11 protein-coding genes are annotated in these 12,864 nt (G+C 57.4%); all 11 read left to right on the plus strand.

The genetic code is table 11. The features are described from left to right. Positions 1-16: 16 nt before the first annotated feature. The 11 genes from AB1L30_RS15905 (at position 17) to AB1L30_RS15955 (ending at position 12,850) form a co-directional block, all read left to right on the plus strand. Positions 17-280 (plus strand): MazG nucleotide pyrophosphohydrolase domain-containing protein, encoded by a 264-nt coding sequence (locus AB1L30_RS15905; protein WP_367014810.1) that lies wholly within the window; start codon positions 17-19, stop codon positions 278-280. Positions 281-525: 245 nt separating this feature from the next. Continuing rightward, entirely contained in the window at positions 526-2,808 is a 2,283-nt protein-coding gene (locus AB1L30_RS15910) for a hypothetical protein (RefSeq protein ID WP_367014406.1), read from the plus strand. Further along, positions 2,805-3,764, plus strand: coding sequence for an ABC transporter ATP-binding protein (locus AB1L30_RS15915; protein ID WP_367014407.1), 960 nt, complete (start codon positions 2,805-2,807; stop codon positions 3,762-3,764). The genes AB1L30_RS15910 and AB1L30_RS15915 overlap by 4 nt, the downstream gene beginning before the upstream one ends. Before the next feature lie 267 nt (positions 3,765-4,031). Next, the gene (locus AB1L30_RS15920; RefSeq protein WP_367014408.1) at positions 4,032-5,255 is read left to right on the plus strand and encodes a protein-L-isoaspartate(D-aspartate) O-methyltransferase; all 1,224 of its coding nucleotides are present in this window, start codon (positions 4,032-4,034) and stop codon (positions 5,253-5,255) included. Positions 5,256-5,499: 244 nt separating this feature from the next. Beyond that, on the plus strand, positions 5,500-6,627 hold the full coding sequence (locus AB1L30_RS15925; protein WP_367014409.1) for a TIGR03000 domain-containing protein: 1,128 nt from the start codon (positions 5,500-5,502) through the stop codon (positions 6,625-6,627). A gap of 150 nt (positions 6,628-6,777) precedes the next feature. Next, complete coding sequence (locus AB1L30_RS15930) at positions 6,778-7,446, plus strand: hypothetical protein (RefSeq protein ID WP_367014410.1); 669 nt, start codon at positions 6,778-6,780, stop codon at positions 7,444-7,446. Further along, positions 7,443-8,414, plus strand: a complete 972-nt coding sequence (locus AB1L30_RS15935) for an HTTM domain-containing protein (protein ID WP_367014411.1) — start codon at positions 7,443-7,445, stop codon at positions 8,412-8,414. Before AB1L30_RS15930 ends, AB1L30_RS15935 begins: the two co-directional genes overlap by 4 nt. 272 nt (positions 8,415-8,686) lie before the next feature. After that, the gene (locus tag AB1L30_RS15940) at positions 8,687-9,700 is read left to right on the plus strand and encodes an aspartate-semialdehyde dehydrogenase (RefSeq protein WP_367014412.1); all 1,014 of its coding nucleotides are present in this window, start codon (positions 8,687-8,689) and stop codon (positions 9,698-9,700) included. A gap of 12 nt (positions 9,701-9,712) precedes the next feature. Further along, entirely contained in the window at positions 9,713-10,510 is a 798-nt protein-coding gene (gene truA / locus AB1L30_RS15945) for a tRNA pseudouridine(38-40) synthase TruA (protein ID WP_345086424.1), read from the plus strand. Between the two features lie 80 nt (positions 10,511-10,590). Beyond that, positions 10,591-11,766, plus strand: coding sequence for a glycosyltransferase family 4 protein (locus tag AB1L30_RS15950; RefSeq protein ID WP_367014413.1), 1,176 nt, complete (start codon positions 10,591-10,593; stop codon positions 11,764-11,766). Positions 11,767-11,911: 145 nt separating this feature from the next. Beyond that, positions 11,912-12,850, plus strand: coding sequence for a serine/threonine-protein kinase (locus AB1L30_RS15955; protein ID WP_367014414.1), 939 nt, complete (start codon positions 11,912-11,914; stop codon positions 12,848-12,850). The last annotated feature ends 14 nt before the right edge of the window (positions 12,851-12,864 follow it).

The following is a 12,864-nucleotide window of genomic DNA, read 5'->3' on the forward strand; positions in this document are numbered from 1 at the left end:
GAAGCTGATCCACGACATGTACTACGAGAAGGACGAAGCTCGTGGCATTGAAGGGACCTTCATGTGGCTGATGGAAGAGGTGGGGGAACTCTCGTCCGCACTTCGTGGGGGAACCCAGCAGGAGCGAAAAGAAGAGTTCGCCGACGTGATTGCCTGGCTGGCAACCATCGCCAATGTCGCCGGAATCGACCTGGCCGAAGCTTTGAACGAAAAATATGGCAGCGGTTGTCCTGGCTGCGGAAAATTCGTATGTACCTGCGATGACGCGGAAAAACCGTAACTTCAGGTATTAACTTCCGGCAAAATTCGGCCATCCGTCGCCCCGTTTGACTCCCCCTGGGCTCGGGTGCCGATTATCCTAAAAGGTTTCCTGCGGGACGGATACGCCAACAGGAAGCCGAGTCTCTGGCAACTTTTCGATCGATTAGCTCGATCCACCGCCGGCAGACACACTGGGGCCTGACAAGCCTGACCCTTATTTTCGCACCGCGTAGAAAACAGCCTCAGGCTTGTTTGGGAATCAAGATGCGGAGTTCCTCTCCAAACTATTCTCCTATCTGGCAAGTCGCCGCTTTGGCGCTGTGTTGTCTGTTGGTGGCCTATTCGCCAGCCCAAGCCGACGACGCAGAAAAGCCTGCATCCGCAGCTCCGGTTGAAACGGGCTACTGGGTCGCCAACGAACATGAACTGGCCGACCTGAACGTCGAGCTCGGCATCGCCGGCTACTTCAAGCTTGGTAGCTGGACCGAAGTCCGACTTTCGGTTGCCGCAGAGCCATTCGCCGAAGATCCAACGCTGGCGATTATCGCCCTCGATAGCGATGGCGTTCCGACCGAAGTGATCGCCCCGGCTCCCCAGCGAACCGGCGATCAGTTGAATTACCGGATTCCCGTGAAGATCGGTCGACGCAGCTCGAACTTGCAAATCGAGTTTGTCTCCGGCGAAGGAAGCAGTCAAAAGACAACGATCCGCGAAGTTCCCATTTCGCAGTTGGCGACCCCGATCCTGGCGTCCGACAGTATCTTTCTGCAGTTCGGCCCCGACTTTGGACTGCGCGATGCGGTCCAGCGTTACGCCTCGCAACTTTCGGGAGCGACCACCATCGTCCCGGTGACTCGGTTTGAAGAGCTGCCAGATCAGTGGTACATGCTGGAAGGGATCGACCAGATTTTCTGGATCGCCAACGATCCGAACATTACGACCGCCATCAGCCCAAGTCAGTTTGCGGCGATCGATATGTGGCTGAAGCAGGGGGGAAACATGACCCTGTCCGTTGGCACCGGTGCCGAAGAGCTGATCGCCGCCGATAAGCCCCTGGCAGCATTTGTCCCTGGTACGTTCCGCAGCCGGTACGACCTTCGCAGCTCGACCGAAATGGAAGCGATGGTCAACGGCGTTTCGCGTGTCGATCGTCCGGTTGAAAAACCGCTGCCGATTTCAATCATCGAAAACCCACGCGGCAAGGTTCGCATTCAGGAAGGCTCGCGTCAGTTGAGCTATCCGCTGTGGATCCAGAACGCCAATGGCTTTGGCATGGTTAACTTCTTTGCGTTTGATCTGTCTGCCGAGCCGATGGCCAAGTGGCCAGGCCGCGATCCGCTGCTGAAGCTACTGCTCGATAGCGTCAGCGATCGCCTGGAAGAGTCGAAGGTCAACATGCAGGGCGGCACCAGCGTGGCCCACTATGGCTACACCGATATCGCCGGGCAACTCCGGCTGGCACTCGATCAGTTCCCTGGCGTCCGCAACGTTTCGTTCTTCCTGGTCGGGGCGATCATCGTGGTCTACCTCGCCTTGATCGGTCCTGGCGACTACTTCTTCCTGCGTCGTTTCGGCCTGCGGATGGAGTGGACCTGGGTCACGTTCCCGGCATTGATTCTGCTGGCCTGCGTTGGCATCTGGAGCATGGCGACCTGGTCGAAAGGGACCAGCTTGAAGCTGAACCAGGTCAATATTCTGGACATCGACCTGGAAAGCAAGCTCGTCCGCTCGACGACCTGGTTCCATTTGTTCAGCCCGGTATCGAAGCGTTATGAACTGAGCCTGACGCCAACTTCAGTTCCTTCCGACGACTGGAATCAACTGGTGAGTTGGCAAGGCCTGGCCGGCTCGGGTCTCGGCGGCATGAGTGCCCGTCAGTCGATTTCCACGGTACCAACTCCGTACGACATCGACTTCCAAACCGACGCCGGCAGCACGCAGGTCTCGCTGGAAGGTCTTCCGATTCAGGTCTGGTCCTCCAAGACGTTGGCCGCACGCGGCTGGGGCAAATTGAATCCGGTTGAATACGAACCATTGCAGGAACGCGAGAGCCAGTTGGTCGAAGGGGTAATCACCAATCCGACCGATATGGACCTGACCGACTGCTACTTGTTTCATGGTCGCTGGGCATTCTTTATTGCTCGTCTGCCGGCCGGCGGAACGGCTCGGATTGTCCCTGGTCAGGCCGCGCAAAATACCGAGAAGGTCCTGAAGCGTCGTCGCGTTCAGGAATCGACCGATGGCGGCGAGAACTGGGACCGGCAAAGCACCGATGTGCCTCGCATCGTGGAGCTGATCATGTTCCACAGTGCTGCCGGCGGTCGCAGCTACACCAACCTCAGCAACCGGGTCCAAGGCTATGTCGACCTGTCGTCGCACATAGAAGGAGACCGGGCCGTGCTGGTGGGCAAAGTCGAGCATCCGCCAATCGACGTTCAGATCGATGGCCAGACTATCGACCCGAGCGAGTCGCAATCGTGGTCGTACGTCCGGATCGTCGTCCCCGTTCAAAAACGTAGTTCGAGTGAAAAGATAGCGCAGCAATGATCAAGACCGTCGATCTGACTAAGAAGTACGGCGATTTCTTCGCGATCAAGGGAATCGAGCTCGATCTCGCCCAGGGAGACGTGTTTGGCTTCATCGGTCCTAACGGTGCCGGTAAGACAACCACCATGCGAATTATCGCCACGCTGCTCAATCCGACCTGGGGTGAAGCCTACGTTTGTGGCAATTCGATCTATACCAAGCCGAAAGAAATTCGCCGGCTAGTCGGTTACATGCCTGACTTCTTCGGTGTGTACGACGACATGAAGGTGATCGAGTACCTCGAGTTCTTCGCCGCCGCCTATCGTATTAACGGGGCCGAACGGACGAAGGTCTGCAACGAGATGCTCGAACTGGTCGATCTCGAATTCAAACGCAACGCTTTCGCCAACACGCTCTCGCGCGGGCAAACGCAACGTCTGGGCCTGGCCCGTGTGATGCTTCACAACCCACAAGTTCTACTGCTGGACGAACCTGCGAGTGGTCTCGATCCGCGAGCTCGTATTCAGATGCGAAACCTGCTGAAGCGGCTTCGCGACATGGGCAAGACGATCATCGTTTCCAGCCACATTCTGCCGGAACTGGCTGACGTGTGTAACAAGATCGGTATCATCGATCGTGGCGTGCTGGAAGTGAATGCTTCGGTCGCCGAGGTGATGACGCGGGTGAAGCAGAAGACGACCTTGCTGGTTTCGGTCCGTGGCGATAACGACGCCGCCGGCAAAGTGCTAGAACAAGCCGAGATCGTCGAGTCGATCGAATCACGCGTCGACCATCTGTTGGTCACACTCAAGAAGGACGAGGAAGACTACAGCGATCTTCCGACGATGCTGGTCCAGCAGGGATACAAGATCACGATGTTCCGTGAAGAAGAAATCAACCTCGAGTCGGCCTTCATGGCACTGACCAAGGGGATGGGACAGCAGATCGCGACCGAACCGAAAAAAGACGTAGGCTAAGCAGGACGCCTCCAACGCAAATGAACAGAGGCACGGCTTTCCCAATGGTGAGGCCGTGCCTTTGTTCGTTCTTGCCCGCCGTTTTAAGCCAGGCGGACTGGCGCGATCGGAAGGGATGTACTAGTTAGGCAGAATTTGCCTGCGAGGCCCTGCGCAGTCCGATTGGTAAAAAACTGCGGAAAACATCGGTTCCGAAGGGGAGAGGATCTATAATGAGGAAACGTTGGAACCACCACAGCCTCCTGCATCGAACCCCCTCAAAGCGCGATGAAACGACTGTCGTCCCCACTTGCCGTATTGCTGACTGCTTTCTTCCTTTCGACCAGCCTCACCTCGATGGCGATGGCGCGCGATCCTTATGAAGCGGCTCGCAATCACCTGGTGGACACGGCGATCGTGGCGAACGGTGTGAAGAATCCACGCGTGATCGCCGCAATGCGAAACACGATGCGGCACGAGTTCGTTTCCAACAATCAGCGCAACCAGGCCTATTACGACATGGCCTTGCCGATCGGCGAAGACCAGACCATTTCGTCGCCGTTCATCGTGGCGTACATGACCGAGTCGCTCAATCCACAGCCTACCGACAAGGTGCTGGAAATTGGCACCGGCAGTGGTTACCAGGCCGCCGTGCTCGCTCCGCTGGTCCAAGATGTCTACAGTATCGAAATCAAAGAACCGCTCGGCCGAAAAGCGGCCCGAGTGCTGCAAAAGCTGGGCTACGACAACGTTCACACCAAGGTCGGCGATGGCTACCTGGGTTGGCCGCAGTATGCACCGTTCGACAAGATCATCGTGACCTGCTCGCCTGAAAACGTCCCCAAGCCACTGGTCGACCAATTGAAAGAAGGGGGCCTGATGGTGATTCCGGTTGGTGAACGTTATCAGCAAACGCTCGTGCTGTTCACCAAGAAAGATGGCCAGCTCGAAGCCCAGCCGCTGCGTCCGACCCTGTTCGTTCCAATGACGGGCGAAGCGGAAGATCGCCGCCAGGTGAAGCCCGATCCGGCGAATCCTCGCCTCGAAAATGGCGACTTCGAGAAGCCCTTGGCTGAAGATGGCTCGGTCCCTGGTTGGTATTACCAGCGTCAGTTGGAACTGGTGGAAGACAGTAGTGCCCCTGGCGGATCGAAATCGCTGAAACTTTTCAATGAAGATCCAGGTCGCGTTGCACTGGCCCTGCAAGGCATGGGCTTGGACGGTCGCGAAGTGCATCGCCTGCGGATGAAGGCCTGGGTGAAGACGGAGGGGATGGGCCTTGGCCCCGACCGCACCTTGGCACCGATGATTTTAATCTCGTTTTACGACGAGCAGCGACGTGACCTGGGCAAAGCGGCCATCGGCCCATTTGTGGGGTCTATCGACTGGCACGAAGTGGAAAAAGTGGTGAATGTGCCGGCCGCGACCCGGGAAGCACTCTTCCGCGTGAGTACGTTTGGCGCGGTCGGAACGATGTACGTCGATAATCTCAGCGTCGAGGCCGTCCGCTAAATCAGGGGGAACGCAACATCCCCGAACTTCTTTCGCCGGGTGGCTTTACGCAAGTCGAGTCAGGGACTTGACTTGTCTACCCCCGGGACGCTGGGTACGCAATTCTATCTATTCGGCAAATTTTGCCCATTCTCCTTGAATTGAAACCTACACTTGCTAAGTTCTAGTTGGGTAGCGATGGTGCTAGCCTCGCAACGATTGCAAATCACGTGTTTGGAAAACGGTAGTTGGAGTGAATCCGGATATGAAAAGCAGCATTGGCCGAAAATTCGCATTGGCCGGAGCATTGGCATGTGCCGTGATGGTAGCGGGAACGAGCCAGGCTCAGGCCGGTTGGGGTTCGTGGGGATCGAGTGGCGGTTCCAGCGGGGGCTCGAGCGGTGGATCCAGCGGTGGCTCCAGCAGCTCGTATTGGAGCGGCAGCAGCGGTTCCAGTGGTTCGAGCGGCTCCAGCAGTGGTTACTGGTCCGTTGGACCAATTCAGCGTTGGTGGGTTAGCCACCGTGCTGACAAAGTTTACGGCAGCTCGGGCGGTTCGAGCAGCAGCAGCTGGGGTTCCAGCGGCGGCTCGAGCGGTGGCGGTCTGTTTGGTCACCACAAGGTGAAGCGTTCGTGGGGTTCCAGCGGCGGCTCGAGCAGCAGCAGTTGGAGTTCGAGCGGCGGTAGCAGCAGCTCCAGCTATAGCTACGGCAGCAGCGGCGGTTCGAGTGGTGGTAGCAGCGGCACTTACTACTCGGCTCCAGTCGAAGTCGCTCCATCGATGGATGCTCCTTCGATTCCATCCGAAGCTCAGCCATCGGCTCCGATGATTCCAGCTCAGCCAACCGGTTACCGCGGTAATGACGCTGTCATCAACGTCACCGTTCCAGCTGGTGCCAAGATCTACGTCAACGACAAGGTCACTTCCAGCACCGGTACTGTCCGTCGTTTCGTCTCGCGTGACCTGGAACCAGGTTTCAAGTTCGAGTACGAAGTCCGCGCTGAAATGCGTGTCGACGGTCGCTTGGTTCGCGAAGTGAAGACCATCGAAATGACCGCTGGCGACAGCCAGGAAGTCGAATTCAACCTCGATCCATCGGCCATGCCAGAAACGCAGGTCGTCGGTGCTCCGGTTGAAACCAAGGTCACCCTGAACGTTCCAACCAACGCTTCGGTTACCCTGGCCGGCAACGAAATGCGTACCCTCGGCCCTCAGCGAGTGTTCAGCACCGTTGCTCTGGCTGAAGGCGAAACCTGGAAGGATTACGACATCGTCGTGACCATCCTGCGTAACGGCAAGCCAGTTACCCAGCGTAAGACGATCGACCTGACCGGCGGCGACGTCCGCGAAATCAGCTTCGATTTCAACGCCGAATCGGTTGCCTCGCTGTAAGGTTTCCGGTCTCCGGATAAATTGACTAAACCGAAAAGCCCTCGCATTGGATAAACTCCAGGCGAGGGTTTTTTCTTTGCATTTCCGCTGATCCGCACAGCTTCTTTTTCCACGAACCTGTCGGGCGATTTGGCCGATACGATGAGTATCATGAACGATCGCCCTACAACACCAGATCCTTCCACCCAAGCCGCGCCTCCGAAAATCACCTGGAGCGTTGGCTTTCGCCAGTTTGTCAGCCTGCTGTTGCTGCTGCACCTGGTGGCCCTGTTCGTGGGGCCATGTTCTTCGCCCCCCCCAAGCAGTGTCTGGGCTCAACAAGCCGAAGGCTTCATGGCTCCGTACCTGCACGCGACCTTCTTGCGTGGACATGGCTATCGCTTCTTTGCCCCCAACCCAGGACCAAGTCACCTGGTTCGTTACGAACTGCTGGACGAGAACGACCAGGAGATCAGCGAGGGAACCTTCCCAAACCTCGAGGAGCATTGGCCACGTCTGCTGTACCATCGCCACTTCATGATCAGCGAATCGATGTACAACACGTCGAACGTTCCGGACCAGGCCCCACCTGAAGACGCGCCGCCGTTCGTCCACGCTGAATTCCAAACCGCGATCGGGCTGCGAAACGCGTACCTCGATTCGATCGCCAAATACATTGCCCGGCAGCATCCCGAGGCCGCCAAGATTCGGATCGTGATGGTGCAACATGCCATCCCGCTGCCGATCGACGTTGCTAATGGTCGTCCGCTGAACGATCCAGGTCTGTACGAAGAAGTGGTGCTAGGTGTCTACACCGTGCAGCCGGAGGATCACGAATGATTACTGCTTACCTCCGCGAACTGTATGCCGGCGTCCGAGATGGCTGGAATCGCTTCTGGTTCACGCCGACCGATCCGGCCACGTTAGGCCTGGTGCGGATCTTTGGCGGCAGCATGATTCTGTATACCCACCTCGTCTGGTCGATCGACTTGAACGGGTTCATGGGCGAGAGCGGTCGTTTCTCGAACGAACTGGTCAGCCGCATGCATCAGGGAAGTTCGTTCGCGTGGAGCTACCTGCCGCTGTTCGATGGCAACCCCGGCATGCTGTGGCTGGTCCACATCGTGGCGTTGATTGTACTGCTGATGTTCACGCTCGGTTGGTATACCCGCGTCACGTCGGTGCTGGCCTTCATCATTACGGTCAGTTATGCCCATCGCGCCCCGGGGGCGTTGTTTGGCCTCGATCAGGTAAACGTCATGCTGGCGATGTACCTGATGCTGGGCGGGGCAGGGGAGGCCTTCAGTCTCGACCGGCTGCTATTGAAGAGACGCTTTCCGAATCGCAAACTTCCCACGACCAGCACGGCCGCGAACGTTTCGATTCGCTTGATCCAACTGCACATGTGCGTGATCTACTTATTCGCCGGCACCGGAAAGCTGCTGGGGGAAACGTGGTGGGAAGGAACGGCCATCTGGGGAGCGGTCGCCAACAGCGAGTACCAATCGCTCGACATGACCTGGCTGGCGCATTACCCACTTTTCATCGCCGTTCTGACGCAGGTCTCGTTGGCTTGGGAACTGAGCTATTGCGCATTGGTGTGGCCACGATTAACTCGCCCCCTGGTCGTTGCGATGGCAATCCCGTTGCACTTGGGAATCGCTGTCTGCATGGGGATGATTACGTTTGGTCTCGCCATGCTGATTGGCAACCTGGCGTTTGTCAGCCCGTGGGTGATTCGGGAAGTTGAGGCCGGCATCCGGAAACGTCTGGCCAAGCCAACCGAGGAACAAGCGGCTGCGGCTTAAGATCACCCGATGGATGGTAACGGTCCGGTTTCCAGGTGAAATCACTTGAAATTCTGAAAGAATTCTTCTCGACCAGCCTCGAAGCTAATACTATCAGGCGTCGGCCTTTACACCGATTTGCCCCGCAGCGGGTAGGGCACCATTGCCAGCCTACCGCCCGAACGAACCCCATTACGCGTTGATGTGTCCTGGGGCGAGAATCTATAATGCGGGTTTACCGTGGATGCCCGCATCCCCACATGTAGTTTGTCTAACCCCATAGGTACTTTCCCGTGTACGAGAATCTGGCCATTGTTGGAGCCACCGGAGCCGTAGGACGACTGATCCGTCAACTGTTGGAAGAACGCAAGTTCCCCTACAAAACGATCAAATTCCTGGCCACGAAACGCTCTGCCGGCACAGAAATCACGTTCAACGGTGAAACGCACATCGTCGAAGAAATGACTCCCGAGTCGTTCAAGGGTATCGATATCGCGATCGGTAGCACCCCCGACGAAGCCGCCGCCGAGTTCGCCCCATGGGCGGTCGCCGCTGGCTGTATCGTCGTCGACGAAAGTGGTTACTGGCGCATGAAGGAAGACGTGCCGCTGGTCGTGCCGGAAGTGAATCCGGAAGCGATCCAGAACCACAAAGGCATCATTAGCAGCCCGAACTGCTCGACCACGCAGATGGTCGTCGCCATGAAGCCGCTGCACGACGCCGCCAAGATCAAGCGCGTCGTTGTTTCGACCTATCAGGCCACCAGCGGCGCCGGTGTCGTCGGTGAAGAAGACCTGGTCGAAGGTGCCAAGGCGGTTCTGAACGGCAGCGACTACCAATACAAAGCCTTCAAGCACCAGATCGCCTTCAATCTGATTCCTCAGATCGGCGGACCAAAGTACGAAGGTTACACCTCGGAAGAAATGAAGATGGTGTACGAGACCCGCAAGATCTTCGGCGACGAATCGATCCAGGTCTGCCCAACGTGCGTTCGCGTTCCCGTGACCAATTGCCACAGCGAAAGCATCCTGGTCGAAACCGAACGTCCGATCTCTGCAGAAGAAGCTCGTGAGCTGTTCGAGAAGGCCGATGGCATCACCGTGGTCGACGACCTCGGGGCAGGGGAGTACCCAATGCCTAAGACCTGCACCGGCAAGAACGAAGTCTTCATCGGTCGTATCCGTAAAGACATCTCGTGCGAGAACGGTTTGACCTTCTGGTGCGTGAGCGACAACCTGCGAAAGGGTGCCGCCACCAACGCTGTTCAAATTGCGGAACTTCTGGTTCGCAGTTCGGCCGCCGTCTAGTCAGGGCGAGCCATGGAACAGTCGGATCATGCAGCGGCCCACGCGACTGGCCGCTGCATCAAGCTGACGGTCGCTTACGACGGGACCCACTATCACGGATGGCAACGTCAACCGACCGGTCCCACGATCCAAGCGGCACTTGAAGCCGCCATCAACAGCATCTCCGGCGAACAAGTTCATATCGTCGGAAGTGGTCGCACCGATGCCGGCGTGCATGCCTGGGGACAAGTCGCCAGCTTTCATACGCACTCGAATCTGCCGGCCGATGTCTTTCGTAAAGCATTGAATGCGAAACTGCCGGAAGACATTGTCGTTCGTCACGCGTGCGATGTTCCGACCAGCTTTCGGCCGATCAACGATGCCGTCTCGAAGCGTTACCGCTATGTGCTGCAGCCAGGTCGTATCAACGATCCTTTCGCGCTGAAGCATGCCTGGTTCGTCAAGCGAGTGCTGGACGTTGCCTCGATGCAGTCAGCCGCGAAGGCTCTCATTGGCGAACATGATTTCGCCGCGTTCCAGGCAACCGGTTCGCCGCGCCAGTCGACCATTCGCAACATGCTGGATGCGACCGTCACCATGCACGACGCCGACGAACGAATGAAGATCTTCATCGAAGTCGAGGCGACCGGCTTTCTGTACAACATGGTCCGGATCATCGCCGGCACGTTGGTCGAGATCGGGCAGGGGAAACGCCCCGCCGAAAGTATGGCTGAGATCGTCGCTTCGTGCGATCGATTGAAGGCTGGCATGACCGCGCCGGCGCATGGACTATACTTGCTGAAAGTGCATTACCCACCGCACATCGGCTGAGATCGGGCAGGGCAGAGCAGGGGAGCGCGATCCGATCGCTTCCTAAGATTCACGAACTTTTCGCAAGGCCAGAAACCAACATGCGTGTTGCTCATGTGATTACCCGAATGATTATCGGCGGCGCGCAAGAGAACACGCTCTATAACTGCCTCGATCTGATTCGCGACTTTGGCGACGACGTCTTGCTGATCACCGGCCCGAGCGAAGGCCCCGAAGGCAACCTCTTAGAGCAAGCGCATGCGCAAGGCTTGCCGGTGCAGACCTTGCCCAATCTTCGCCGCAACATCCATCCGTGGACCGACTGGAAAGGGTACCACGAGGTGAAGCAGGCGATCCGCGACTTTCAACCTGACGTCGTTCATACACATAGCGCCAAAGCGGGCATGCTGGGGAGAAGGGGGGCGATGGCCCTCAAGGTTCCCGCTGTGATCCATACCGTGCACGGGGCACCGTTTCATCCTTATCAGTCCAGCGTGGCTCGTCGCTTCTTCATCGCGTGTGAACGGTACGCCTCGAGCCAGTGCCATCAACTGGTCAGCGTGGCCGACGCGATGACCGACTTGCTGGTCGAAGCCAAGGTCGCCCCTCGCGAAAAGTTCCTGACCGTTTACAGCGGCATGGAGGTTGAACCCTTCCTGGAAAGTGGAATGCTCCGCGAGGCCGCTCGGGCTGAACTTGGCATTCGGCCCGATGACGTCGTGATCGGCAAAATCGCGCGGCTGTTTCATTTGAAAGGGCACGAGTACGTCATCGAAGCGGCCCGCGATGTGGTCGCCCAATGCCCTCAGGCGAAGTTCCTCTTCGTGGGAGATGGCATCCTGCGCGATAAGTACGAAGAGAGCATTCGCGAGGCAGGGCTGACTGATCACTTCATCCTGGTAGGCCTCGTTCCACCGAAAGAGATACCAAAGTACATCTCGGCGATGGATGTGCTCGTGCATTCCAGCCTTCGCGAAGGCCTGGCCCGGGCACTCCCTCAGGCATTGCTTTCGGGCAAGCCAGCGGTCAGTTTCGATATCGACGGAGCCCGCGAGGTGGTGTCCACTATGGAAACCGGTTTCTTGATTCCGCCGGACAATGTTCCTCAGTTGAAGTCGGCCCTGGTGCAGCTTTGCAGCGATCCCGAGCTGCGCGAGAAGCTGGGAAAAGAAGGGCAGCGGCGTTGTAGTCAGGTCTTTCCGCACCAGGTAATGACCCGTCGATTGCGTGAAATCTACACTGAAGTGCTTCTCAGAAATGGGCACGAAATCGCCTAAACCTGGGAGCTGGCGACGGTTACGACGCCTGGGGGCCTGGTTCACTCTTTTGAAGATCGATCGATTAGGGTAAGATTAAGAAGCCTGTCGATTCGACCGGCGCCGGAACAGTAGGGGCAAATCCTCGTCACGGATAATCTCATCGGTGTCTACCGCAGGAAGAAACTATATCGGTCCATACCGCCTGGTTCGCATGCTACGCACGAGCCAGACTTGCCAGGTATGGGAAGCGATTCACGACCTTGATAATCGCAAGGTGGTGATCAAGACGCTTCGCGAAAACTACATCAAAGACAAAAGCGAAATTGCCGCGCTCCGGCACGAGCATACCGTCGCGGCGAAGTTCGACAATCCGTTCGTAATTCACGTTTACGAATTCGACAGCTTCCGCGGTCTCGCTTACCTGGTTCTCGAGTTCTGCTACTCGCGAAATATGAAGATGGCCATCCGCGATGGCGTCGAAGAACTCGCCTACTGGGCTCCCAAGATTGTCGAAGCAGGGGCCAAGGGTCTCGGCTATATGCACGGCCATGGCTGGATTCATTGCGACGTGAAGCCAGACAACTTCCTGCTGGACAACGAAGGCAACGTCAAGCTGATCGACTTCTCGATCGCCCAGAAAAAGAAGTCAGGTCTGTCGAAACTGTTTGGTGGCGGATCGAAGGTGAATGGCAGTGTCCAAGGAACGCGCAGCTACATGTCGCCGGAACAGATCCGCGGCGTGGCACTCGACGACCGAGCCGACGTTTATTGCTATGGCTGCACCATCTTCGAATTGATCAGCGGTAAGCTACCCTACACAGCCACCAGTCCCGATCACCTGTTGGACAAGCATTTGCGTGCGGCGGTTCCGTCGCTGCAGGCTGCCAACAACAATGTTACCCCAGAGTTCTCTGGCCTTGTCGAACGAATGATGGCCAAAGACCCCAAGCAGCGTCCAGACACGATGGACGATGTGATTCGTTTACTGAAGAACACCAAGATCTATCGCATTCCACCGCGCAGGCCGGCCTCGTTGGTCGATCGCGAAGAAGCCGCGGCGGCAAGCGGAGACGATTCCAGCTCGACCTCTGGCGGAAATTGATTTTCGCCCGGCGT

Source organism: Bremerella sp. JC817, from assembly GCF_040718835.1.
GTDB lineage: Bacteria > Planctomycetota > Planctomycetia > Pirellulales > Pirellulaceae > Bremerella.

Coding starts and splice junctions, on each gene's coding strand:
- AB1L30_RS15905 (WP_367014810.1), top strand. CDS start 17: ATGTACTACGAGAAGGACGAAGCTCGTGGCATTGAAGGGACCTTCATG.
- AB1L30_RS15910 (WP_367014406.1), top strand. CDS start 526: ATGCGGAGTTCCTCTCCAAACTATTCTCCTATCTGGCAAGTCGCCGCT.
- AB1L30_RS15915 (WP_367014407.1), top strand. CDS start 2,805: ATGATCAAGACCGTCGATCTGACTAAGAAGTACGGCGATTTCTTCGCG.
- AB1L30_RS15920 (WP_367014408.1), top strand. CDS start 4,032: ATGAAACGACTGTCGTCCCCACTTGCCGTATTGCTGACTGCTTTCTTC.
- AB1L30_RS15925 (WP_367014409.1), top strand. CDS start 5,500: ATGAAAAGCAGCATTGGCCGAAAATTCGCATTGGCCGGAGCATTGGCA.
- AB1L30_RS15930 (WP_367014410.1), top strand. CDS start 6,778: ATGAACGATCGCCCTACAACACCAGATCCTTCCACCCAAGCCGCGCCT.
- AB1L30_RS15935 (WP_367014411.1), top strand. CDS start 7,443: ATGATTACTGCTTACCTCCGCGAACTGTATGCCGGCGTCCGAGATGGC.
- truA (WP_345086424.1), top strand. CDS start 9,713: ATGGAACAGTCGGATCATGCAGCGGCCCACGCGACTGGCCGCTGCATC.
- AB1L30_RS15950 (WP_367014413.1), top strand. CDS start 10,591: ATGCGTGTTGCTCATGTGATTACCCGAATGATTATCGGCGGCGCGCAA.